The organism is Kordiimonas marina, assembly GCF_023006325.1.
In the GTDB taxonomy this organism is placed as follows: Bacteria; Pseudomonadota; Alphaproteobacteria; order Sphingomonadales; family Kordiimonadaceae; genus Kordiimonas; species Kordiimonas marina.
Map to the genome: position 1 here is coordinate 181,022 of NZ_JAINDF010000006.1, position 23,414 is coordinate 204,435.

Annotated in this window: 26 protein-coding genes; 12 read left to right on the forward strand and 14 right to left on the reverse strand. The window is 58.4% G+C overall.

Features of this window, described 5'->3' with window-relative positions; translation table 11 throughout:
- The first annotated feature begins 14 nt into the window (after window positions 1–14).
- The 3 genes from K6118_RS14410 to K6118_RS14420 all read left to right on the forward strand — a co-directional run bounded on the left by K6118_RS14410 (window position 15) and on the right by K6118_RS14420 (window position 1,470).
- On the forward strand, window positions 15–269 hold the full coding sequence (locus K6118_RS14410) for a PGPGW domain-containing protein (protein ID WP_247121186.1): 255 nt from the start codon (window positions 15–17) through the stop codon (window positions 267–269).
- A 1-nt stretch (window position 270) separates the two neighbouring features.
- On the forward strand, window positions 271–1,251 hold the full coding sequence (locus K6118_RS14415) for a threonine ammonia-lyase (RefSeq protein ID WP_247121187.1): 981 nt from the start codon (window positions 271–273) through the stop codon (window positions 1,249–1,251).
- A 108-nt stretch (window positions 1,252–1,359) separates the two neighbouring features.
- Window positions 1,360–1,470 (forward strand): aa3-type cytochrome c oxidase subunit IV, encoded by a 111-nt coding sequence (locus K6118_RS14420; RefSeq protein WP_247121188.1) that lies wholly within the window; start codon window positions 1,360–1,362, stop codon window positions 1,468–1,470.
- Between the two features lie 77 nt (window positions 1,471–1,547).
- On the opposite strand, the gene hspQ is transcribed toward K6118_RS14420, so the two are convergent.
- Window positions 1,548–1,892, reverse strand: a complete 345-nt coding sequence (hspQ, locus tag K6118_RS14425) for a heat shock protein HspQ (protein WP_247121189.1) — start codon at window positions 1,890–1,892, stop codon at window positions 1,548–1,550.
- A gap of 247 nt (window positions 1,893–2,139) precedes the next feature.
- On the opposite strand from hspQ, the gene K6118_RS14430 reads away from it, so the two are divergent.
- Both K6118_RS14430 and K6118_RS14435 read left to right on the forward strand, forming a co-directional pair.
- Window positions 2,140–3,993, forward strand: a complete 1,854-nt coding sequence (locus tag K6118_RS14430) for a DUF885 domain-containing protein (RefSeq protein WP_247121190.1) — start codon at window positions 2,140–2,142, stop codon at window positions 3,991–3,993.
- A gap of 140 nt (window positions 3,994–4,133) precedes the next feature.
- Window positions 4,134–4,325: a hypothetical protein gene (locus K6118_RS14435; protein ID WP_247121191.1), complete on the forward strand. Its 192-nt coding sequence runs from the start codon at window positions 4,134–4,136 to the stop codon at window positions 4,323–4,325.
- Between the two features lie 85 nt (window positions 4,326–4,410).
- On the opposite strand, the gene K6118_RS14440 is transcribed toward K6118_RS14435, so the two are convergent.
- Entirely contained in the window at window positions 4,411–4,632 is a 222-nt protein-coding gene (locus tag K6118_RS14440) for a DUF4170 domain-containing protein (protein ID WP_247121192.1), read from the reverse strand.
- 93 nt (window positions 4,633–4,725) lie between these two features.
- Here K6118_RS14440 and K6118_RS17580 point away from each other — a divergent pair, with 93 nt between their 5' ends.
- Window positions 4,726–5,265, forward strand: coding sequence for a glycine cleavage system transcriptional repressor (locus K6118_RS17580; RefSeq protein WP_247121193.1), 540 nt, complete (start codon window positions 4,726–4,728; stop codon window positions 5,263–5,265).
- Between the two features lie 24 nt (window positions 5,266–5,289).
- Here the strand turns inward: K6118_RS17580 and K6118_RS14450 are convergent, their stop codons facing one another.
- From K6118_RS14450 to K6118_RS14460, 3 genes are all read right to left on the reverse strand, one after another.
- Window positions 5,290–5,928 carry an MlaC/ttg2D family ABC transporter substrate-binding protein gene (locus K6118_RS14450; RefSeq protein WP_247121194.1) on the reverse strand — a complete coding sequence of 213 codons (639 nt, stop codon included), beginning with the start codon at window positions 5,926–5,928 and terminating at the stop codon, window positions 5,290–5,292.
- Between the two features lie 59 nt (window positions 5,929–5,987).
- Window positions 5,988–6,410, reverse strand: coding sequence for a c-type cytochrome (locus K6118_RS14455; RefSeq protein ID WP_247121195.1), 423 nt, complete (start codon window positions 6,408–6,410; stop codon window positions 5,988–5,990).
- A gap of 117 nt (window positions 6,411–6,527) precedes the next feature.
- The gene (locus K6118_RS14460) at window positions 6,528–8,084 is read right to left on the reverse strand and encodes an alanine/glycine:cation symporter family protein (RefSeq protein ID WP_247121196.1); all 1,557 of its coding nucleotides are present in this window, start codon (window positions 8,082–8,084) and stop codon (window positions 6,528–6,530) included.
- 251 nt (window positions 8,085–8,335) lie between these two features.
- On the opposite strand from K6118_RS14460, the gene spbR reads away from it, so the two are divergent.
- The gene (gene spbR / locus K6118_RS14465; protein ID WP_247121197.1) at window positions 8,336–9,466 is read left to right on the forward strand and encodes a SpbR family protein; all 1,131 of its coding nucleotides are present in this window, start codon (window positions 8,336–8,338) and stop codon (window positions 9,464–9,466) included.
- A 72-nt stretch (window positions 9,467–9,538) separates the two neighbouring features.
- Here the strand turns inward: spbR and K6118_RS14470 are convergent, their stop codons facing one another.
- From K6118_RS14470 to K6118_RS14485, 4 genes are read right to left on the reverse strand one after another with little or no spacing between them, the layout of a single operon-like run.
- Window positions 9,539–10,909 (reverse strand): TRAP transporter large permease, encoded by a 1,371-nt coding sequence (locus tag K6118_RS14470; protein ID WP_247121198.1) that lies wholly within the window; start codon window positions 10,907–10,909, stop codon window positions 9,539–9,541.
- The gene (locus K6118_RS14475; protein ID WP_247121199.1) at window positions 10,909–11,472 is read right to left on the reverse strand and encodes a TRAP transporter small permease subunit; all 564 of its coding nucleotides are present in this window, start codon (window positions 11,470–11,472) and stop codon (window positions 10,909–10,911) included. The genes K6118_RS14470 and K6118_RS14475 overlap by 1 nt, the downstream gene beginning before the upstream one ends.
- Window positions 11,473–11,477: 5 nt before the next feature.
- Window positions 11,478–12,551 (reverse strand): TRAP transporter substrate-binding protein, encoded by a 1,074-nt coding sequence (locus tag K6118_RS14480; RefSeq protein WP_247121200.1) that lies wholly within the window; start codon window positions 12,549–12,551, stop codon window positions 11,478–11,480.
- Between the two features lie 58 nt (window positions 12,552–12,609).
- Window positions 12,610–15,387, reverse strand: a complete 2,778-nt coding sequence (locus K6118_RS14485) for a coiled-coil domain-containing protein (protein ID WP_247121201.1) — start codon at window positions 15,385–15,387, stop codon at window positions 12,610–12,612.
- Window positions 15,388–15,558: 171 nt separating this feature from the next.
- Between K6118_RS14485 and K6118_RS14490 the strand changes: the two genes are divergently transcribed.
- The 4 genes from K6118_RS14490 to K6118_RS14505 all read left to right on the forward strand — a co-directional run bounded on the left by K6118_RS14490 (window position 15,559) and on the right by K6118_RS14505 (window position 17,313).
- Window positions 15,559–15,822, forward strand: a complete 264-nt coding sequence (locus tag K6118_RS14490; protein ID WP_247121202.1) for a hypothetical protein — start codon at window positions 15,559–15,561, stop codon at window positions 15,820–15,822.
- The gene (locus K6118_RS14495; protein WP_247121203.1) at window positions 15,822–16,187 is read left to right on the forward strand and encodes an Hpt domain-containing protein; all 366 of its coding nucleotides are present in this window, start codon (window positions 15,822–15,824) and stop codon (window positions 16,185–16,187) included. The genes K6118_RS14490 and K6118_RS14495 overlap by 1 nt, the downstream gene beginning before the upstream one ends.
- Window positions 16,188–16,265: 78 nt before the next feature.
- Window positions 16,266–16,817 (forward strand): response regulator, encoded by a 552-nt coding sequence (locus tag K6118_RS14500; protein WP_247121204.1) that lies wholly within the window; start codon window positions 16,266–16,268, stop codon window positions 16,815–16,817.
- Window positions 16,810–17,313, forward strand: coding sequence for an Hpt domain-containing protein (locus tag K6118_RS14505; RefSeq protein ID WP_247121205.1), 504 nt, complete (start codon window positions 16,810–16,812; stop codon window positions 17,311–17,313). The genes K6118_RS14500 and K6118_RS14505 overlap by 8 nt, the downstream gene beginning before the upstream one ends.
- A gap of 74 nt (window positions 17,314–17,387) precedes the next feature.
- Here K6118_RS14505 and K6118_RS14510 read toward each other — a convergent pair whose 3' ends face one another.
- Window positions 17,388–18,869, reverse strand: coding sequence for an alkaline phosphatase (locus K6118_RS14510; RefSeq protein ID WP_247121206.1), 1,482 nt, complete (start codon window positions 18,867–18,869; stop codon window positions 17,388–17,390).
- A 303-nt stretch (window positions 18,870–19,172) separates the two neighbouring features.
- Here K6118_RS14510 and K6118_RS14515 point away from each other — a divergent pair, with 303 nt between their 5' ends.
- On the forward strand, window positions 19,173–19,664 hold the full coding sequence (locus K6118_RS14515; RefSeq protein WP_247121207.1) for a TonB family protein: 492 nt from the start codon (window positions 19,173–19,175) through the stop codon (window positions 19,662–19,664).
- Window positions 19,665–19,730: 66 nt separating this feature from the next.
- Here the strand turns inward: K6118_RS14515 and K6118_RS14520 are convergent, their stop codons facing one another.
- The 4 genes from K6118_RS14520 to K6118_RS14535 form a co-directional block, all read right to left on the reverse strand.
- A complete protein-coding gene (locus K6118_RS14520) occupies window positions 19,731–20,906 on the reverse strand; it encodes a vWA domain-containing protein (RefSeq protein ID WP_247121208.1) in 1,176 nt (391 codons plus the stop codon).
- Between the two features lie 10 nt (window positions 20,907–20,916).
- Window positions 20,917–21,762 carry an AAA family ATPase gene (locus tag K6118_RS14525; protein WP_247121209.1) on the reverse strand — a complete coding sequence of 282 codons (846 nt, stop codon included), beginning with the start codon at window positions 21,760–21,762 and terminating at the stop codon, window positions 20,917–20,919.
- A gap of 219 nt (window positions 21,763–21,981) precedes the next feature.
- Window positions 21,982–22,392, reverse strand: a complete 411-nt coding sequence (locus tag K6118_RS14530) for a flagellar protein FlaG (protein WP_247121210.1) — start codon at window positions 22,390–22,392, stop codon at window positions 21,982–21,984.
- Window positions 22,393–22,522: 130 nt separating this feature from the next.
- Entirely contained in the window at window positions 22,523–23,350 is an 828-nt protein-coding gene (locus tag K6118_RS14535) for a flagellin (protein ID WP_247121211.1), read from the reverse strand.
- Window positions 23,351–23,414 lie beyond the last annotated feature (64 nt).

Below are 23,414 nucleotides of genomic sequence, written 5' to 3' on the forward strand. Positions count from 1 at the left end.
CGCAGGCGGGATAGATGGTTCGCAAACATGTGCAAAAAGTAACCCCAAACAGCCGGACCGGGCGGCTGGTTGTTGGCATCGCGCTGATTATCGGCGGTATACTGGGCTTCCTGCCCGTGCTTGGTTTCTGGATGATCCCGCTGGGGTTCCTGGTTCTGTCGGTGGACTTTCCCTCCGTGCGCCGGTTCAGGCGCCGGTATGAGGTCAAGATCGGCCGGGCCTGGCAGAATTGGAAAGCCAAAAGACGTAAAGGCCATAAAGGGGACTAAGATGACCGCGCCAGCCATCAGCTATGACGATATTCTCTCTGCCGCCCGGCAGATCAAGGGCGTTGCCGTCCGGACGCCGCTTTATGAGAGCCCCGCGCTCAATGACAGGATTGGCGGCCGGGTCTTCATCAAGCTTGAGAACCTCCAGCAGACCGGCGCCTTCAAGTTTCGCGGCGCCTATAACCGTTTGTCGCGCCTGAATGAGGATGAAAAAGCCGCGGGCGTTGTTGCCTTTTCAAGCGGCAACCATGCCCAGGGCGTGGCGCGCGCGGCGCAGATGCTCGGCATCAAGGCGACGATCGTCATGCCGCATGACGCGCCGCCCCTGAAGGTAGAGCGCACGCGCGGGTTCGGGGCCGAAGTGGTGATCTATGACCGCTACAAGGAAGACCGTGAGGCGGTAGCGCGCTCGGTTGCGAGCGACAGCGGCGCCGTGATCGTGCCGCCCTTCAATAATGAGTATGTCATGGCCGGGCAGGGCACGGCGGGCCTTGAGATCGCCGAGGACCTGAACGCCCTTGGCGTGGTGCCGGACCAGGTGCTGGTCAACTGTGGCGGTGGCGGGCTGGCGTCCGGTATTTTCACCGCCATGTATCATCATTTCCCGGAAGTTCAGGGCTATGCGGTTGAGCCGGAGACCATGGATGACGTCAAACGCTCGCTTGAGACAGGCACGCGCCAGGTGATCGACCCGGACGCGCGCTCCATCTGTGATGCGCTCCTGACCCAAAGCCCGGGGGAGCTGACCTTCAGCGTGCTGCAGCATCTGGGCATCAAGGGACTGACGGTCAGCGATGACGATGCCCTGAAGACGGTGGGCTATGCCGCACGGGAGCTGAAACTGGTCGGCGAACCGGGGGGCGTGGTGTCGCTCGCGGCGCTGCTTTCCGGTAAAATGAGCGGGCGCGACAAGGTCAGTGTCTGCATCATAAGTGGTGGGAATATCGACCCTGCATTGTTGAAGCAGTGCCTGGACCTTTAGCGAACCTTTAGGGCTTGGCCTTGGCCGTTCAATAGGCTATAGAGCAAAATATGAACATCCAAGGGGGGCTGCGGCCCGGAGTGATTTAGCTGGCCGAGGAGCTGAGTGATGATGGAAATTCAAGAGCAAGAGCAGACCTACCATAACTTCCTGAAGTATGCGACGCGCGGACTGATCGCAGGCATCGTACTTCTGGTTTTCCTGGCGATGATTGCTTAATCGAGACAGGAATATCTGCCTAACAAAAAACGGCGCCTCATGCGGGCGCCGTTTTTTATTGCTCTGATCCCAGGGCCTCAATGGCGCGGGAAGGCCGTTAGCTGATAATGCCCGCGCTCCAGGCTGCCGAACAGCTCCGGTACATCCGGATGGTTGACCGGCTCATCTGAATCGTCGGGCACCAGGTTCTGCTGCGAGACATAGGCCTCGTAGCTCGAATCCTCATTCTCGGCGAACAGATGGTAATAAGGCTGTTCCTTCGCGGGCCGGATTTCGGCCGGGATGGATTCCCACCATTCCTCGGAATTGGCGAACTCGGCATCGACATCGAAGATGACGCCCCGGAACGGGAAATAGCGGTGACGCACGACTTGGCCAATCGTAAACAGCGGGCGCTTGGTAATCGGCAGATCTTTGTGCATTTGGTCTGGAACTCCTTTACTGACGCGTCAGATAGGCAGCGGGAGCAACTTTGTCAACCGAACCCGGTGTGATGCGGGTATTTCGTCGCACTCTGGGCGCAGTTTATCGCATGAAGGTTGGCAAAAGATTACCGGGCGTGAACAAATTTCTCTTTTTGACTGGGCAGGCAAACCTGATTGGGGCAGGTTTAAAGTCTGCTGTAAACGGCCGCTTGGGGCCGGAATCGCCATTTACAAAGGGAAAATCATGTTACGCAACACCGTTTCATCGCTCGCGCTTCTTCTCGCGCTCTCAGCTTGCGGCCAGCCGAAGGGGGAGGCCGACAAGGCCCAGGGCCAGCAGCAAACAACGCAACAGGCAGCACCTGCCAAGCAGGACGTCCATGTGCGCCTGGCCGCCTTCTTCGACAAGGCGATGAAAGACCGCCTGGCCTTCAACCCGATGATGGCGGACCGCCTCGGCGACCACAGCAACAATGACAAATGGCCGGAACTGACCGATGCCGCTGCCGACAAGGAACTGGCGCTCTATAAAGCCCAGCTTGCGGAACTGCATACATTTGACGTGAGCCAGCTGACCGATGCGGAAAAACTGAGCTACCGCATTTTCGATATTACAGCCAAGCGTTACATCGCCAATGACCGCTGGCGCGATTACGGCTATCCGGTCAACCAGATGTTCGGCTGGCAGACCGCGATCCCGACCCATTTGATGACGGTGCATCAGGTCCGCAAGGTCCGGGACGCCATGTCCTACATCAAGCGGCTTGAGGGTGTGAAGCCCCTGATGGAGGAGCTGACCGCCAATATGGAAAAACGCCAGAAGGAAGGCATCCTGCCGCCGAAGTTCGTTTTCCCGCTGGCCCTGTCGGCAACTGAAAACGTCCTCAAGGGCGCGCCGTTCGATGACGGACCGGACAGCATTCTCCTGGCCGACTTCCGCAAGAAAGTGGATGCGCTCCAGACCGACCCGCAGGTCAAGGATGACCTGATCAAGCGCGCCAAGGAAGCGCTCCTGACCGGGTTCAAGCCGGGCTACGAGCTTCTGATCAAGACGCTGAAGGCCGAGGAAGCGGTAGCAACCACCGATGACGGCGCCTGGAAGTTCCCGGACGGTGACGCCTATTACGCCCAGATGCTGAAAAACAACACCACGACCGACATGACCGCCGAGCAGATCCATCAGCTGGGACTTGAGAATGTCGCGCGCATCCATAAACAGATGCAGGCGATCATGAAAGAGGTCGGCTTCAAGGGCACCTTGCAGGACTTCTTCCAATATACCCGCACCGACAAGCGGTTCTTCGAGCCGAACACCGAGGCTGGCCGCGAAGATTACCTCAAACGTGCCAATGCCTACCTGGACGGTATGCGTGCCAAGGTGCCGGAATATTTCGACCATTCGCCGAAGGCACCGCTTGAGGTCCATGCGGTTGAGAAGTACCGCGAAAAGTCGGCAGGCAAGGCCTTCTATAACCGCGGCGCGCCTGATGGCTCCCGTCCTGGCATCGTTTATGTCAACCTGCGGGACATGAGCTATATGCCGCTCTATCAGCTCGAAGCGCTGATGTATCACGAAGGCATTCCGGGCCACCATTTCCAGATTTCCTTCGCGCAGGAACTGCCGAACGTGCCGCTGTTCCAGCGGATCGCCCGCTTTACCGCCTTCAGCGAGGGCTGGGGCCTTTATACTGAGGAACTGGGCAAGGATATGGGCTTCTATCAGGACCCGTATTCCGACTTCGGCCGTCTGGCGATGGAACTGTGGCGTGCCTGCCGCCTGGTAGTGGATACCGGTATCCACGCCAAACATTGGACCCGCGAACAGGCGATCGACTATCTCCTCAAGAACACCCCGAACCCGAAAGGTGACGATGTGGCGGCGATCGAGCGCTATATCGTGATGCCGGGGCAGGCGACTGCCTACATGGTTGGCAAGCTCAAGATCATGGAGCTCAGGCAGAAAGCCATGGATGAACTTGGCGATAAGTTCGACTGGCGTGACTTCCATAAAGTGGTGCTGTCTTCGGGCGCCGTACCGCTTTCCATTTTGGAAGAAAACGTCAATGCCTGGATCAAGGGCTTGAAACAACAGGGGTAAGTCCCCATCTGTTGGAAACACCCGGCGGCGGCTTCTCTTGGGGCCGCCGTTTTCTTTTAAGTGTCATGTTTCCGTCAAGAAAGCGTCGTGCGATCCGTGGATACTGATCAAGCTTAGAAGGGTATGAAAGAGAGAAAAGAATGTACCAACCTATCGACAGTAAAGGCCTTAGCCGTATTGTCAGCCTGGAACTCAGCCGGATGCATCCCGCCACGCGCGAGGAAGCCCACAAGGCTATGACAGGCCGTATCGGCGTCTATGACACCGACGGTACCGCTATCAAAGCTGGTATCGATGCGTATTTTGCCTCGCGCAATTTCCTCAATAATTGAGGTCATAGGCCTTAAGGCCACTCCATAAACAAAGGGCCCCACACATATGTGCCGGGGCCCGTTCTGTATCTGGATGGGGGGAGGCTTATTCAGCCGGTTCCAGAAGTTTGTGCAGGTGTACCACGACATATTTGGTCATGGCATCATCCACATTGGCTTGGCTTACGCTGCGCCATGCTTTTTCCGCCTCATCAAAGCTCGGGTAGATGCCAACGATATCCAGCTTGCTGAGGTCGCTGAATTCCAGGGATTGCGGGTCTTTGACCTGGCCGCCAAAGACAAGGTGAAGAAGCTGCTTGTCCGCCATGAAATATGTTCCTGTTTCAAATCTGTGATTGTCCGGGCGGCGTTTATTTAGCAAAATCACGGGAAAACGCCACCTTTTTCTTGGAGAGCAACAGTGAGCACCCATTCCCCCGACACCCTTCTCATCACTATCATAGGCCGTGACAGGGTCGGTGTTGTCTCCGCTGTGACCAGCTATCTGTTTGAAACGGGGGCTAATCTGGCCGACAGCGCCTTCGCGGTACTCGGGGAGGCGTTCGAGTTTTCCTGCGTGGCGGACTTCGGCGCCGGTGCCTCGGCTGAGGAAGTCCAGCAGGGCCTAGCTGGTCTTGATGTGCTGGAAGATGCCAGAATCACCGTGGCGCCGTTCCCGTTCAACCTCGTACGGGGCGATAGTGCCGCCATCACCCATGTCGTTGAGATCAGCGGCGGCGACAGGCCCGGCCTTGTTGCCCGTATCAGCGAGGTGTTGATGGAGTATGGCGCCAACATCGTGCGGATGAGCAGCAAGCGTATCCCCAGCAAGGACGGGTTCGACTATCGCACCCGCTTCGCCATCAGCGCAGGGCCGGAGCGGTTCGAACAGTTGGAGTCGGCACTTTACAATACCGCAGGCAGTTTGCGCCTCGACTGCAAGGTCGAAGCGCCAAACTGATGCGCTAGGGAAGGCGGGGTAGCTTCAGGACGCGTGGGCGACGTTGGCGCCCGTGGTCATGGTGCTCTGGGTCTTGAGCCAGGCGACAAGGCCGTCAAACCCGACGTCCTTGATCTTGGCGGAGAAAACATCCCGGTTGGTGATCAGAAGGTTGATGCCTTCGAATTCCAGATTGACGATCTGGAATTTGCCGTCCTTCTTGCGTACGCGCCAATCTGCGAGGATGGGTTCCCCCTGGTCGCGGGCAACCTGAGTGCGCACGAACAGGTGACCATGTCGGCCGGAGGCCGGCTTGGTGCCGGTCACCTCAAGCGACCGGAAGCCGATCTGGGTCATGCGCTTGTCAAACTCCGACACGATATAGTCGGTCATCGCGGCCATATAGGCGGCGCGCTGGGCCGGGGTCGCCGTGCGGTAATGGCGGCCGAGCATCCCCTTGGCAAGCAGGTCGATATCGGTTGCGTTCTCGAACAGCTTACGGAAAGCCTCATAGCGTTCCTTGCTGTTCATTTTGCTGTCGCTCCAGACGGCGATCACGTCCTTGGACAGGTTCTGGATGAATTCGATGGCCCCACGGGGGTCGTCGACCGCTGTCTGCCCCTGCGCTGCAGCAGGCAACGCGGGGACAAAAAGCAGGATCATAAGGGCGAAAAGGCGTTTCATTTTATAGTGTCCTCACTGTCAGCCTTTTTAGTAGCCTTGCGGTATCTGTCAGGCACCGATTACTCGGCAGTTGCCTGGCGCAGATAGGCGATCAGGTTTTTACGTTCCTGAGCGCTCTTGAGACCGGCAAACGGCATCTTGTTGCCCGGCAGGAAAGCCTGCGGCTTGGTCAGCCACTTGTCCAGCTTGGCTTCGGTCCAGACAAAGTCCGCATCCTGAAGGGCTTTCGAATATTTATACCCCTCTGATGTACCAACCTTCCGGCCAAACAGGCCGTTCAGGTTCGGGCCAATCCGGTGGCGTTGGGCACCGGACAGATTATGACATGCCTTGCAGCGGTTGAAAACACGTTCACCTACCTTGGCGTCACCTGCGGATGAGAAAGACGTATCGCTTACGCTGTCTTCCGCATGGGCGGTAACGGTCAGGTTTGCCAGGGCAAGGCCAGCGCCCAGGCTTAGGGTTAGGATCGATTTAATCATTCGTCTCTTTCCTCTTGATACAATGAGGCGGGGTAAAAAACCCCGCCGCATAATGGCTTGCAAAACTTAATCGGAAATGAACAGCGATCAAGTGGTCTGCGTCATTCTGTCTGGCGGCTAGCCACCATGAAAAGGTTTAATTTCGCCAGATTTAAGGCGCGCCAGATAACTGTCCAGCATCCCTTTGACTTCCTTGCGCATCACGAAGACACCGATCAGGTTCGGGAAGCCGAGCGCGAGCAGCGCAGCGTCCGCAAAGTCCATCACGGCAGTGAGCTGCATCATGGACCCCAGAATCACCGCCAGGAGATAGCACGCCTTATAGATGGTCGCGGAATGTTTCGCGTTACCGCCGGTCAGATAATCAAGCGCACGCTCACCGTAATAATAGTAGGTGATCGTGGTCGAGAAGGCGAACAGCGGAACAGCGACCGTCAGCACATAGCGGAAGCCGTTGAAGAAGGTGTCGAAGGCATAGGACGTCATGGCAATACCGTCACCGGTGTTGGCATTATTGGCGCCCGTGAGGATGATCACGAGGGCGGTCATGGTGCAGATGACGACCGTATCGACGAACGGCTCGATGAGGGCAACGAGGCCTTCAGCGACAGGTTCCTTGGTCTTGGCGGCAGCGTGAGCGATCGAGGCAGTGCCGAGGCCCGCTTCGTTCGAGAAGGCAGCGCGCCTGATACCCATGATCAGCACGCCAACGAAGCCACCAGTCACGCCTTCGCCCGTGAAGGCGCCGTGAATGATCTCACCAAAGGCAGCAGGCACATGGCCGATATTGGCGAAGATGATGGCGAGCGCGGCGATGACATAAATCGCGGCCATGAACGGCACCAGGATTTCGGTCACATGGGTGATACCGCGGATACCGCCGATAACGACGAGCGACAAGAGGCCCGAATAGATGATGCCGAAGATCCACGCCTTGCCGACGAAGAAGCTGGTCGGTCCGCCGGTCAGTTCGACGGCGATGGCCGTCAGCTGTGCAGTCGACTGGTTGACCTGGAACATGTTGCCGGCGCCAAAGGCACCGCCAATGCAGATCAGGGCGAAGATGATCGAAAGCACCTTGCCGAAATTCGGCCAGCCGCGGGCGGCAAAGCCTTTGGACAGATATTTCATCGGGCCGCCGGAGACGACGCCCTGTTCGTTGATGTCGCGGTACTTATGGCCGAGCGTCACTTCCGAGAATTTACTGGTCATACCCAGAAGGCCGGTCATGACCATCCAGAAGGTCGCACCAGGACCACCGATGCCGATGGCAAGCGCCACACCGGCGATGTTGCCGAGGCCGACAGTCGCGGACAAGGCCGCAGTCAGCGCCTGGAAGTGGGTGACTTCGCCCGGGTCTTCCGGGTTGTCATACTTGCCGGAGACAATACGGATGGCCTGCCCAAAACCCCGCAGGTTGATGAATCGCATATAGACGGTGAAGAACATGGCACCTGAGAAGAGCCACAGGACGATAACCGGGATACCCGGGGCGCCTTTGACCAGCCAGTCAAGCGGTATCGGGTAGAAGAGTACCTTTGAGATAGCGTCTGTGATTGGCGCTACCACACTGTTTACTGCGTTTTCGATGGACTGCTTTGCACCGTCTGACGCGCTGGCTGTCTGGCTCAAAAGCACAGCCGCAGCGACGAACGACATAATTCGTCTAATCATAACCTGTTGATTCCCCTCGCATGGACCCCACTATTTTTTATAGTTCCCATGCATTTAGTTCTTGGGACGGACCCTCCGCCCGGTTAAAATTGGGGCCATGCTAGCGGCTAACGGCTGAGGGCTCAACGGAAAGATACTCAAATATTTGGGATCAGATCTGGCGGTGGCCTTGGGTGTGCAGTTCTTTAACGGGCAATTAACCTGTTTGCCATAGCGTGCCGAGTTGGAACAATTAATACGGGATCAGGGCTTTGTCTGACAGCAATACGCTTTCCAGTGCCGACGTTGCGAAACTCCTGCAGGACCCCAATGTCGAAAACCGGGCCGATGCCGCGTCGAAAGTCGCCGCTACCTTTGGGGGCCATGACCTTACGGAAAGCGAACGCAAGATCGCTGAGGACATTTTCCGTTTCATGCTCAAGGACGCCGCGGTCCGTGTGCGGCAGGCCTTGTCGGAAAGTCTGAAAGACAACCCCGATGTCCCGAAGGATGTGGCAACGTCGCTTGCGCAGGACGTCGATGAAGTCGCGATTCCGATCATTGAAAGCTCTTCGGTTCTGTCGGACGCGGACCTGATCAATATCGTCCGGACGCGGGATGCTGAAGTGCAGAAGGCGGTCGCCAAGCGCGCCGACGTCTCGGAAGACGTGGCGGATGCGCTTGCCGACAGCAGTGACGAAGAAGTGATCGCCACGCTTGTCAGCAATGAGAACGCGAAGATCAATGAAAGCACCTTCGGCAAGGTGCTGGATAAGTTCGCGGACAGCGACCTGGTGAAAGTGCCGATGGCGATGCGCGGCGAGCTGCCGATCGGCGTGGCTGAGCGGCTGGTGACGCTGGTATCCGAACAGCTGCGCGACCATATCATGACCCACCATGAAATCTCGCCGACGATGGCGAGCGACCTGTTGATGGAAAGCCGGGAGAAGGCGACCGTTTCGCTTCTCGAAGGCGGCAAACAGCAGGCGACAGTCATGGAGCTTGTTGACCAGCTTTATGACAATGGCCGCCTGACGCCGACCCTGATGCTCCGGGCTCTCTGCATGGGTGACACCACCTTCTTCGAAACCGCGCTCGCCAAGCGGGTCGGTATTCCGGTCATCAACGCCTACAAGCTGGTGCATGACAAGGGCGACATGGGGCTGACGCGTCTGTTTGATGCCGCCAAGATGCCGCCGCAGTTCCTGGCAGTTGCCCGTGCAGCCCTTGATGTTGCCGAAGAAGCGGTCAAAACCGGTGGCGATGACCGTGAACTGCTGCGCCAGCTGATTATCGAGCGCGTGCTGACCGCGACCGAAGACGATATCGATACCGAAAACCTCGATTATCTGATCGGCAAGCTGCAGAAGGTCGACCAGAAGGACGCGGGCGCATCCGCCTGATAATCCGGTCTATGGAATAGAAAAGGGCGCCTGTTTGGGCGCCCTTTCTTTTTATTTATCAATGTTTTGTCGCTATTTCCCGAGAAACCGTGGCAGCCACAGGGCCAGGTCCGGCCAGATCAGCAGGGTGACAAGCCCCAGAAGCTGCAGCGCCACGAACGGCACGATCCCGCGGTAGATGTCCCCAAGCTTCACTTCCTTGGGGGCGGAGCCTTTCATATAGAAAAGCGCGAAGCCGAAGGGCGGTGTCAGGAAGCTGGTTTGCAGGTTCACCGCCATCAGCATAGCGAACCACACTACCGTGGTGCTTTGATCCGGCAGATGGGCACCGAAGTCGAGCTTGGTGATGATCGGCGCGAATACCGGCAGGATGATGAGGGTGATCTCGATCCAGTCGAAAAAGAATCCGAGGATGAAGACCGCGATCATCAGGACAGTCAGGACAGCCCAAGGGCCTGTGCCGGTGGCTTCCATCACCTGGAGGATCGTGTCATTGCCGCCCAGAAGCGCGAAGACGTAGGAGAAGGCGGTCGCGCCCACGAACAGGCCGAACAGCATCCCGGTCGTCAGCGCCGACTTTTCCACCACATCCTTGAGCGTGGCAAACGTGAGCTTGCCGTGAAGGGCCGCGAGAATGACAGCGCCCAAGGCCCCAACGCCACTGGCTTCCGTAGGCGTGGCGAAGCCGCCGAAGATGGAGCCCAGCACCACGAAAATGAGGAGCGCGGGCGGCACGAAACTGCGGATGATCCGCATGACGGTAAGCTGCCCTTTGGCTTCTTCCGCCCCGAGTGGCGGCGCAAGCGACGGCTTGGTCCAGGTGCGGATGAGGATATAGAGCATATAAAGCGCGGCGAGCATCAGGCTTGGCCCAATGGCGGCGGTGAACAGCCCGCCCGCGGAGGTTTGCAGCAGGTCCGCCATCACGACAAGCATGATCGACGGCGGCAGCAGGATGCCGAGCGTGCCCGAGGCCGCGATCGTCCCGGTCGCCAGCGCCTTGTCATAGCCGCGGTCGAGCATGACCGGCAGCGCCAGCAGCGTCATCATCACCACGCTGGCACCGATGATGCCGGTGGTGGCGGCGAGGATAACCCCAAGGATGGTGACCGAAAGCGCTAGCCCGCCGGGCACGCGCCGGGTGAGCAGTTGAAGCGTATTCAGAAGGTCCCGCGCCACGCCGCTGCGTTCCAGCATTGTCCCCATGAAAATGAACATGGGGATGGCGACAAGTACCAGCTTGCTGACCACACTGCCGAAGATACGGCTGACCACCAGGAAGAAACTGTGCGGGTTTTCAAGGCCGATCCCAACCGCGAGCAGCCAGAAGGCGAGCCCGACACCGCCGAGCACGAATGCGACCGGGTAGCCCGAAAACAGAAGCGGGATCAGCACCAGGAACATCAGGAAGGGCAGGTAGGTGATGAAAAAGTCCATGGTCATCAGCTTGCCCCTTCCATTTCATGGTGGACGGAGAAGGGCGTCTGCTTCCCAAGCTCATCGCCCCCGAACAGGAAGACGATGGCATTCAGCGCACGGGCGATCCCCGCAATGCCGAGGATGGCGAAGCCGAAGACGATGGCGCCCTTAATGATCCAGCGGTCCGGCAGCCCGGTTGCTGACGCCGAGGACTCGTTAAAGGCATAGCTGAAGCTGGTGTAATCGACGCCGAAATGCAGGATGGCGATCACGTAAGGGATCAGGAGCATGAGGCAGCCGAGAAGCTCGATCCAGGCCTGCGTGCGGGCGGAGAAGCGCTCGCTGATCAGTTCGATCCGCACATGCGCGCCTTTGGTATAAGCCCAGCCGAGGCACAGGAGGAACAGGCCGCCGTGCAGGTGCCACTCCAGCTCCTGCAGTTTGGTGGAGCCGATCACGAACCAGTGCCTCAGGGTCACGTCGGTAATGATGACGAGCATGAGCGCGACGATAAGCCAGGCGCCGAGGCGGCCGATGAAACTGCTCAGGCGTTCGAACGCCCGCGCGGCATTGAGGAGGGACTGCATGGGGCCTACTCCTTCAGATAGCCGCGTTCGGACCAGGTCTTGTAATCCTTGCGGAAGGCCTGGAGCGACGTCCAGGCCTTGGCGAAGGTCGGGTCCTTCTTCGCCATGTCAGCGGCAACCTTGTCCCAGGCCTTGTGGAGGCCGTCGAGGATTTCCGGCGGCCAGGTATGGATATGCACGCCTTTGGCCTCAAGCCGCTTCAAGGCTGCGACCTGCTTGGCCTCACCTTCCGAAATGCCATAGCGGATGTTGGAGGAACAGGCGGTCTCAATCTGCGCCTTCTGGACGTCGGTCAGCTTGTTCCATGCTTGTAGGTTGATCATCAGGTCAAAGAAGGTCGACTGCTGGTGCCAGCCGGGGAAATAATAATGCTTGGCCACTTCATAGAGGCCGAGCTTCTCGTCGATGGCGGGCATGGAATATTCGGTGGCATCAATGGTACCCAGCTCAAGCGCCTGATAGATTTCCCCACCGGCAATGAGCTGCGGCGCGGCGCCGACTTCTTCCATCACTTTGGCGCCAAGGCCGAAGAAGCGGATCTTCAGGCCCTTGAAGTCATCAAGTGACTTGATCTCTTTCTTGAACCAGCCTGAGGCCTCCGGCGGTTCGAGGCCGCACATGATGCTGTGGATATTGTGCTTGTGGTAGATTTTCTCGAACATCTCCTTGCCGCCGCCATAGTCGAACCAGGCGAGATATTCACGCGCGGGCGGCCCGAAGGGCACCGAGGCGAACAGTTGGAGCGCGGGTTCTTTCCCGGCCCAATAGCCGGGGGTGGACCAGCCTGCTTCCACGGCACCGTAGCTGACGGCATCGAAGGTCTCGAACGGTGGGGCCAAGACGCCGGGCTCATAAAGCTTCAGGTTCACCTTGCCGTCCGAGATAGTGCGGACGGTGTCAGACAGCCTTTTGGCCAGCGTGCCGATCAGGAACAGGTTGGAAGGGTAGGTGGTGGTCATCCGCCAATTGACGACCGGCGTGGTGCCAGCGGCTGGTGCTTCAGCCTTCTTTTCCTTGGCCGGGCCACAGCCGGACAGAAGCGACAGCATAACCGCTGCGGCAAGTGCGCGTTTTTTCATACCTTCCCCCTTTTAGGCCCCTCCCATAGGGCCGTGTGCCGGTTTGCCCGGCACTTGATCAGTTGAATTTCTTCATGGCTTGCCCAAGAAGCACATACAGCTTGCCCATGTCGGATGAGATGAGTGTGACCGCCATGGCGCTGCCGCGGTCGCCCAGCATGGCGCGTTCCATCATGCCTTCGAAATCGCGGCAATAGCGGCTGACGGTTTCGCGGAATTCACGGTCAGACTTGAATTTTTCGGCGATAGCCTTCCTGGTGCGCCGGTCCGCCATTTTGAGCGTGCGGCGCATGAAGACCGAGCGGTCGCCTTCCATGAAGCTTTCCCACACATCGTCCGGCAGGTCGTACGAGAGCGCCTTGTTGATGTCGATCGAGGCGGATTGCAGGCTTTCCATAAGAAGCTGCGACGTGCGGGCGAAATCGTTCTTGGTCGCGGCCACGATGCGCTTTTCGATGTCCGCGGTTTTTTCAATGAACTGTTCGGCGCGCTGGGCGATCTTCTCGGCTTCGTTGCCGAGCCGCATGGCCAGAAGCGCGCTTTCTTTCTCGGCCTGATCGGCGGTTTGCTGATAGTCGCTGAGCACGCGAGCGAGGGTGGCCTGCATTTCTTCCCGCAGGTAAGTGATGCGTTCAGATGCGCGGTCGCCAATGTCTTCCATGCTGGCGGTCAGTTCGGTCTTGGTGAGGTTGACGGCATTCTGCATGTCGCCCTGGGCACGCTGGGTTTGGTCCACCAGTGCCTGGGTTGCGGAATCCAGCTGGCTCGCCACGTCTTTGGAGCTTTCGGTGAAACGCTCCATCTCCCGGCCCATGGTGTCGGACGCGGCATTGAGGCGGCTGACTACAGCCTCGGTCTCTTCGCGGATGCGGGTGCGTTCGCCCGCGAAGGCTTCGGCGGCTGAGCCAAGCGCCTGGCTGGAATCGGAAAGTTCGGCCCTGAGCGTTTCAGATTGCTCGCCAAGGGATTTGGTGGCCCCGGCCAGTTTGGCGGCGGTATCCTCACCCGAGGTGCCGAGCCGTTCGACCAGGGAGACAATCTCGCCGGATTGGGCGCCGATGGTGTCGCTGGCGGTTCCGGCCGCGTCGGTGATGGCCTTGGTTTGCTCTGCGAAGCGCGTTGCCGCTTCGATCACCCGCTCGGACGCCTCGGAGGATGCCGCCGTCAGGGCATCGCGCTGGGCGGTCAGGTCCTCCTCAAGGTGGGCCAGTTTCATCCGGGTATCATTCAGGACATCGGCCAGCGCCCCGCTTTGGGTGTCCATTTTTTCGCGGACAGAATCGAGGTCGGCACTGGAGGCCCGGGCCTTCTCCGCCAGGGCATCGGCGCGTTCACCGATCTGACCGGCGATTTCTTCAAGTGAGATGCCTGCGTCCTTGCCTGCGCGGGCCAGTTCTTCCAGCTGTTCTTCGACACCGGCACGAAGCTGGCGGATATGCTGGAGCGTGCGTTCCGCGACACTTTCGGCCTCAGCCGCTGCGGCGGCTCCGTGGCCGTCAATGGCTGCCATCGTGCTTTCCAGCGCTTCCTGCGCACGGGCGAGATTGGCGCCCAGCACCTTGTCGACCTTTTCAGCGTGCTCAGCGACGGCGCGGCCGGTTGCTTCGGTGGTCTCCAGCGTGTGGTTGTTCATCCGTTCGCTGGTTTCAAGCGCGGAGCGGCAGTGCTCATCCAGCGCATGACCGGCCTCATCCAGAAGCGCCTTGGCCCGCTCCATGGTTTCCATGACCTGGGCTGACATGTTCTGCGCGCTTAGTGTGAAGGTATCGCTGACGGTGTTGGTGCGCTCAAGCGCCTCTGATGCCGCGGTGCGGACCTCACCCACATGGGTCTTGAGCGTGTTCTCGATCTTGGCGGATTCTGCGGCCGCCAGTTCGGCCAGGTCTTTCAGGACATGGGCCTGGGTGGTCATATGTTCGGAAAGCTCGTGCGAGCGGCCCTCAAGCCCTTCCATGTCATGGCGGAAGCGGTCCATGCCGTTCAGGACGTTCTCGGAAATGCCTTGAAGGCGCAGTTCGACATCGAGTGCGATTTCCTGGACCTTGTCAGCCCGGCCTTCGATACCGCTGCTGGTGGCCGCCAGGCGGTTCTCCAGCTCGTCGGCGGCAGAATTGAGCGCGCTCAGGCTTTCGTCGACCTTGGTCCGGGCCGACGTTGCCTGCTCGTCGGCATAGGCCCCGGCGCCTTCGATGCGGGCGGCCATCATGCGGACCATATCTTCAAGGGATTTGAAGCGCTGCTCGACCTCAGCGGTCAGGCCGTCAACGGATGTGCGTTCCCGCTCCAACAGGTCGCGGATGCTGATCGTCCGGGCTTCGGTGTCGGCGGTGGCGGAAAACAGATTGCTGATCTGTTCCTGGAAACGGTTTTCCAGATTATCGATCCGGTTCGAGGCCAGGTCAGCGACGGCTTCGATATTCTGGACTTCCTTTTTAAGGCCACGGCTTAATAGGGCGAGCCTCTGTTCCGCGGCTTCGACCGGGGCGATGGCCTTGTCGAGATTGCGCGCAATGGCGACACGGCGTTCCAGGAGCGGATCTGTGCGCTGGAAGGCGAGGGCTATTAGCCAGAACAAGGCCGCGGGCGTGCTGACGGCGGCTACAAGGCTGCTGAGCCCCATCGGCGTGCCTGTCAGTTTCTCAAGGCTGTCTGTTCCAACGAGATAGAGGAAGACGCCGGCAATCCAAAGCAGGGTCAGCGTGGCAGCGGTCATGAAGGGCACAAGGCGGCGTATATTCCGCGCTGTGGCAGCTTTTTGGGCGCGCTCTTCTTCTGCGCTGCCGTCTGCCGTACCACTGTCCGTGCTTTCCGGGAAATCCGCTTCCATTTTCGACATAAAAGTCCCCTCCGGCTCTGCCAAGCCCCAATGCGCTAACCTTGACGATTACGACTGTCAGGTCAACCATTGCTGATAACCCGCCTTGTCGGAAAAGGACAGTTTGGTGACAAGTTATGGCATTATTAGGGAAACAGGTTATTCTGCGACGTCTGGGGAAGAGGAAAGACGGTGACTGGCGTTAAGAACACATCCGCAGCACCCAAGCCAAGCAAGGTGCAAAGGCAATATCTGGAACGTGGCCTCAAGCAGCCGGGCGGTAAGCTGCCGCTGTTTGACAAGCATGGCCAGCGAATCAGGGAACAAACGATTCGGGCCTGCATGGACCATGGCTGGTGTGAACCCTGGGCCAGGAACCCGATCAAACCTGACTGGATCGTCTGCCGCCTCACCGATGCCGGGCGGACAGCCCTTCAATCAAAAGGCACTGTCTGATGCAGGAATCCGACTGGGATGAAAGCGTCATCTTGGACGCAGGCCATTTGCGCGGCTTCACGGCGGGGGATACAGACCTGGAGATAACCGTGCTGACGGTCTTTACTGACAACACACCGGGATACCTGGAAACATTGCGTGCCTCGGACGGCGAAAACTGGAAAAGCGACGCCCATAAGCTGAAGGGGGCGGCGCGCAGTATCGGGGCTTGGCGGCTTGCCCGTGTAGCCGAACGGGCTGAATTCATGGGCAACCCGGCGCCAGGGGACCCCAGGCGGGATGCTGTCCTTGATGAGCTCAAGGGGCGCCTGGATGAACTGATCCGCCATATTGAGGACCGCTGCCGCGCCCTTGAAGACGAGTGAAAGGATTGACCCGCCGCCGGAAACAGGGATAGTAGGTTGGGTAAGTGCCTGCAAAATGGCAATAATTAAGGTCCGCTTATGAGTGATTATGATTTCGACCGGCTGAATGTTCTACTTGCGGAAGACAGTCCGTTTATCCGGTCGCTTCTTGTCAATTCGCTGAAAGTTCTCGGTGTTGGGAACGTTTACGCGGTGGAACACGGCGGCGATGCGATCCATTTCCTGCAGCGCGTGAAGAACGAGCCGATGCGCGTAGGCGTCCAGCAAATTGATATCGTCATTTCCAACTGGGACATGCACCCGGTTGACGGCATGATGTTCCTGCGCTGGGTTCGCCGCCACAAGGACAGCCCGGACCGCTTCGTGCCTTTCATGATGATCACCAGCTATACCGAGCCCGAACGCGTGCTTCAGGCGCGGGAAATGGGCGTGACCGAAATGCTGGCCAAGCCCTTTACCATCAAGAATATCGGCGAGAAGCTCATCTCTATCATCGAGCGGCCGCGCCAGTTCGTGCATACCAAAGACTTTTTCGGGCCTGACAGGCGCCGCCAGAAGCTGGACCATGACGGGCCGGAGCGGCGCGTGCTGACCGATAAGAGCGAAGGCGTGGAGATCATCCGTGGCTGAAAAGAAACCCGTGATCGTGCGGTTTTACCGCTTCAAGAACCGCCTGAAGGAAAAAACCGCAGGACTGGCGCCCGGCAAGGTGACCATTTCGCCCGAGGCGTTGGAGGCGGCGGAAGAAGCGCTCCACAAGATGGCCGAAGACTATCCGGACTGGGTGTCCGGCCTGATCGTGAAGTTGCAGGAGCAGCATGGCCGCTGTGTCGACACGCCTGAAAAGCGGCGGGACTGCTTTGAGGAAATCAACCGCATCGCCCATGACATGAAGGGGCAGGGTGGCACGTTCGGTTATCCGCTCATCACAACGGTGTCGGACTCGCTTTACGGCTTCACGCAGTCCCGGGAAGAGATCAGCGACAACCAGGTTGAGCTCGTGAAGGCGCACCTGGACGCCATGCGCGCGGTTATCCGCGGTCGGGTCAGCGGCTCCGGCGGCGATATCGGCCAGAAGCTGATCGAAGGCCTCAACCAAGCCATCCTGAAATATTCGAAAAAATAACCCCGCTGCATGAGCCGGGGGATAAGAAAAAGGGCCGCATGAGCGGCCCTTTCCATTTGTCGTTTCCGAAAGCGTTATTTTTTCGCTTTGGCCGCGCGGTCGCGAACGTCAAGCGCGTGGTCCATCAGGTGGAAGATGACATTCTGTTCCATGGTGCCGTGGACGAGGTAAGACGACGGGCCGATGGCGAACAGCGCGACGTCTTCCCCGCTGTGGGTTTCCGAGTTGGTCGCATAGGCCGACTGCTGGTGGTAGTCCGGCTTGACGACTTCATCTTCGGTCAGGGTTTTGCGCTCGCCTTTGATGGCGCCCGGGCCGTTCTGGTAGCCGACGGTGGTGTAGGGCTTGCCGTCTTTCGCCAACAGATATTCACCCTTCTTCTGCCACGGGGCGGAAACAAGGCCGAGGATCGGGTTGCCGCGGCGGGGGTAGCCGGCCATGGTGAAGACGTGGCTGTGGTCAGCCGTGACCAGGATCAGCGTATCCTTGAGATCGACCATCGAGCGAGCCTTCGCAACAGCGCGGGACAGTGCCACCGTGTCATGAAGTGCGTTATAGGCATTGCCATTGTGGTGGGCATGGTCGATACGGCCTGCCTCGACCATCAGGAAGTAGCCTTTCTTGTTTTTCGATAGCATCTTGATGGCCGCTTCGGTCATCTGGCTCAGGTCAGGCTGCTTGGGGTCGTGGCCGGCGTCGAAGTCCATATGGGACTTGGAGAACAGGCCCAAGAGGCGGGACGTGTGGGCATAATCGGTTGCCTCAAGCTCACCGACGGTCTCGACGAAGCGCGCGCCCTTGCGGCCATTCACCCATTCCTTGGTCAGGTCGCGATGGTCGGCGCGGCGGCCGTCCTCGGTGCCCTTGGGCATGAATTTCTCACGTCCACCGGCCAGGGCGACTTCAAGGCCGTTACCGCCCATATTGTCCAGGATCTGCTGGGCGATATCGCGGCAGCCGTTTGCCTTGGCTTCGTCCGGCAGGTCATAGTCGGCTTCCCAGTCACGGTCCGGGCTGTGGGCATAAACCGCGGCCGGGGTCGCGTGGCTGAGACGCGTGGTGGTGACGACACCGGTCGAAAGACCCGCGCGCTCGGCATAGTAGGCGATCGGGGTCATGAAATGGTCGGACGCGCCTTTGCAAACACCGCGCGGCTGGTCCAGGTTCGTGTTGATCACACCCATGCGGGTTTTCGCGCCGCTGTTGATCGCGGAGGCCGTACCCGCTGAATCCGGCACCTGCGCATCGACATTGTAGGTTTTGATAAGCGCGGTGTAGGGAAACTTCTCGAAGCTGAGGTAATTTTCTTCACCCGTGTGGCCCGCCATCTGGCCTTCGAGGATGCGCGAGGCGGTGAGCGTGGAGATGCTCATGCCGTCGCCGATGAACAGGATGACGTTCTTTGCCCGTTGGGTGTTCGGTTTTTCCTGCATCCGCTCATTGATGGCTTTTTCGCCAGCGGCCATCCAGGACTGTTCAGTGCCGAAATCGTCGGCAAGGCAGGTACCGCTTATGAGCACGGTGAGGCCGATGTACCCCAAACTCTTCAGTTTCATGGTTGTTTCCTCAACATATTGGTGGGCGGGCTTAGGCGCAGGCCAAAAGCCTTAACAAGTAAGCCCTCTGTTTAAAAGCCGAATTTGAACCTTTTGCGACAGTCACAAATTTGGGAACAAACGCTGCGTTTAGGCTTTTCGCGCACACCGTAGGTTTAGAAGTTTAGCGGCAGACCGCAAAAGGCCCTCGGTTCACCGCACCGGTCTGCCGCTCAGGGGCGGATTGGCCTCATGCTTCAGGCACAAGAAAAGGCCGGAAAACCGGCATCACGATAAGCGACATGACAAGCGAGGAGAAAAGACATGGCTTATTCGATTCTGAAAACTGCGAAACCGCTGGCGGCGTTCGCCGTTGCAGCCCTTATGGCTACCAGTGCCCATGCACAAGGGACGTCCGGCCTGACAGGTTGGGCGAAAGACGCCGGCAAGTCTATCGACCGGGTGATGAGCTATCCGGCCATGGCGGTACAGCACAATAATGAAGGGACCGCGCGTTTTCGGGTGACGGTGGACCGGACCGGCAAGCTTCTGGCCGTCAGCCAGACCGTTCGGATGGATAGCCCAACCCTGAACGGCGCAGCCAAGCGCGTCATCAACCGCGCCAAGTTCCCGGCACTTCCGGCAAGTTACGGCAAGGACAAGATGACCTTCGCGGTGCGGCTTCAATATGCCATCGTTGCCAGCCAGGAAGAGGCCCTGGCCCTGAAACGGCAAGGCCACGTCACCGGCGAGGCGCTGGCGTCAAACGCTGAGCCAATGGTGGCAAGCATTGAGATTTTGAGCGATCAGGACTGACCCCTGACCCAAGAACCATAAGACGAAAGGGCCGCTTCTGCGGCCCTTTTTGCTGTATGGGGCAAATCAGCGCCTGAGGTCGCGCATGGCCCTGTCGATCCCGCTGATGCTGAGCGGGAACATCCGGTCTTCCATCAGCGTTTTCATGATCTGGATCGATTGGGAATAGTCCCAGTGGGTTTCCGGAATCGGGTTGAGCCAGACGCTGCGCTGATAGACGTTCGTCAGCCGTTTCATCCAGGTTTCGCCGGATTCTTCATTCCAATGCTCGACCGAGCCGCCGGGATAGACAATCTCATACGGGCTCATTGAGGCATCGCCGACGATGATGATTTTATAGTCGTGCGGGTATGTGTGCAGCACGTCCATCGTATTCATGGTATCGGTGTGGCGGCGGCTGTTATCGCGCCAGACGCGCTCATAAAGGCAGTTGTGGAAATAGAAGAATTCCAGGTGTTTGAACTCACTGCGCGCGGCGGAGAAGAGCTCCTCACATACTTTTACATGTGGGTCCATCGACCCGCCGACATCCAGAAACAGGAGCACTTTCACGGCGTTATGGCGTTCCGGCACCATTTTGATGTCGAGCCAGCCCTTGTGGGCGGTCGAGCGGATGGTATCGTCGAGGTCCAGTTCCGTGGCTTCGCCCTGGCGCGCGAACTGCCTGAGCTTCCTCAGCGCCACCTTAATGTTGCGGGTGCCAAGCTCGATGCTGTCATCGAGGTTCTTGTATTCGCGTTTGTCCCACACCTTGATGGCGCGGCCGTGCCGGCCCTTGTCCTGGCCGATGCGCACGCCTTCGGGGTTATAACCGTAGGCGCCGAACGGGCTGCGGCCGGCGGTGCCGATCCATTTGTTGCCGCCCTGGTGGCGTTCCTTCTGCTCCTCAAGCCGCTTCTTGAGGGTCTCCATGATTTCTTCCCAGCTTCCGAGGGCCTCAATCTTCTCCATCTCTTCCTTGCTGAGATAAAGCTCGGCCAGCTTCTTGAGCCATTCATCCGGGATTTCGGCAATATCATCGTCGCCGATGAATTCGATACCGCTGAAAACCTTGCCAAAGACGCGGTCGAACTTGTCGAGGTTCTTCTCATCTTTGACGAAAGCGGACCGGGACAGGAAGTAAAAATCGTCAACCTTGTAGCTGGCGCACCCGGCCTTCAATGCGTCGCACAGCATCAGATATTCCTTGATGCTGACGGGCACACCGGCGTCTTTTAGCTCATAGAAGAAGTTGACGAACATGGAGGTGTCCTCAGCCCTGCTGGCGACGGTTCATGAATGCCAGACGTTCAAACAGGTGCACATCCTGCTCGTTCTTCAGAAGCGCGCCATGGAGCGGCGGGATCAGCTTGGACGGGTCCTTGGATTTCAGGACCTCGACCGGCAGGTCTTCCGCCATCAACAGTTTCAACCAGTCCAAGAGTTCGCTGGTGGACGGCTTTTTCTTCAAGCCCGGCACCTCACGGACATCGAAGAAGACATTGAGCGCTTCTTTCACCAGTTCCTGCTGGATGTCCGGATAGTGGACATCGATGATCTCGCGCATGGTGTCCTTGTCCGGGAATTTGATGAAGTGGAAGAAGCAGCGGCGCAGGAAGGCGTCCGGCAGTTCCTTCTCGTTATTGGAGGTGATGATGACGATCGGCCGTTTCTCGGCCTTGATCGTTTCCCCGGTTTCGTAAACATGGAACTCCATACGGTCGAGTTCCAGGAGCAGGTCGTTCGGGAATTCAATGTCGGCCTTGTCGATTTCGTCGATCAGAAGGACAGGGGTTTCCTTGCTTTCGAAGGCTTCCCACAGTTTGCCGCGTTTGATGTAATTCTTGATGTCCTTGACCCGCTCATCGCCAAGCTGGCTGTCGCGCAGGCGGGAAACGGCGTCATATTCGTATAGGCCCTGTTGGGCTTTGGTCGTGGATTTGATGTGCCATTCAATCAGCGGCATCCCGAAGGATTCGGCGATTTCACTGGCGAGCACGGTTTTCCCGGTGCCGGGTTCCCCCTTGATCAGGAGCGGGCGCCTCAGCGTGGCGGCAGCGTTGACAGCGACCTTGAGGTCATCTGTGGCCACATAATTTTCGGTACCGGCAAATTTCATCAAAACTCTCCGACTGGCAAAAGTGTTTCTTGTTACGGTCTTATCTGATCCGTTTTCGTGATCTAGCACGAATGGTCGCGCTGTCCACCGGTGAATATTTCAAGCTGGCAACAAACACAAAAACCCCGCTTCGCGACCCGTCAACCGACAGGGCACAGCAGGGGCAATTCTAAAACCTCGACTTCGGGGCAGCGGCAATCGCCGCAATGGAGCCGATATCTAGGCTTTGCTGTCTACCGCCAGGCCTTCAGCCTCACGATAGTAGGATATGATCTCAAGAATCTTGGCGGGCGGGAATTGTGCAAGCACTTCGCCGGTATCCGCATCAACATTCTTGTAGATAAAGCGACCGGTTTCCTTGTCCCGATCGATCCTCAATTTGGTATTGCGTTGTTCATCGGAGCCCGGAAGGAACTTCTCCAGGGCTTTCGCCGCCTTTTCCAAAGGATCTTGTGCTGGCGATGCGCCAGCGACTTGCGGGACAATAGACGCAGTCGCGCTTTTGCCGTTTTCCTGACCGACTGGTGCGGCGGAAAAACGGCCAATACCGCCGGACGAAGACGCCCGAGCCGGAGCAGAAGTCAGGTTAACAACCTGAGTACTGCTATTTGTATTGCCAATTTCCGTCATCTCTCCACTCCTCACGAATTTTCGCTGCCACGAAATCTTCGGAGCTAAGTTTCCTATGCCAAACCGGTCTCTAATCCGTCACTAAAGCTGGAATGGGGCCCTCCGTAGAGAGCCCCATTGCCAAGGCTTATTAACGGAAGAGGCCGAGAACCGTCGAAGGCGCCTGGTTGGCGATCGACAGAGCCTGGAGACCAAGCTGCTGTTTCACCTGCAGGGACTGCAAGTTTGCAGACTCTTTTGCCAGGTCAGCGTCAACAAGGTTACCGATACCAACCTGGATGCTGTCAGACAGTTTGTTAACAAACGTCTTCTGCAGGTCGACACGCTTGGAGCCCGAACCGAGGGCCGACAGAGCGGTGTTCACCTTGGCGATCGAAGCATCGATCGCGGTCACAGCAGCCGCAGCCGTGGTGGCCGTGCTGATCTGCGTCGTTGCGGTAATGGTAACGTTACCGCCGCCCAGCGAAAGGTCTTGGGCAGAGATCGAGATGCTGTTGCTACCGTTGGCATTGGTGATCGCGGTCACGTTGCTGCCACCGCTCTTCACGACGTTGGTGCCGTTGAAGTCAGCGTTGCTAACGATCGAGGTGATCTGGTCGCGGAGCTGTTTGAAGTCATCGTTCAGCGCGGAACGGCTGGCGGTGTCAAGGCCGGTGTCCTTGGCAGCAACAGCTTTTTCTTTCAGCTGAATGAGGAGATCGGAAACGGCCTCGCCTGCAGCGATACCTACGTCAAGGGTCGAGGAAGCACGATCCAGCGAGGATTTAACAGCGGTGAGACCCGATACGTCGCCACGCAGTTTCTGCGCGATCGAGTAAACTGCGGCGTTGTCTTTTGCAGACGCAACCTTCAGGCCAGTGTTAATCCGACTCTGGACAGTTTTGAGAGAGTTACTTGTAGAGTTCAAGTTCTGCAGGGCAAGGAACGCACCTGCGTTGGTGTTTACCGAAAAAGCCATTTTGCTTCTCCTTTTTGGAGTTATTTAAAGGGCATTTTGCCCACGGGACCTTTTGTCCCAAAGC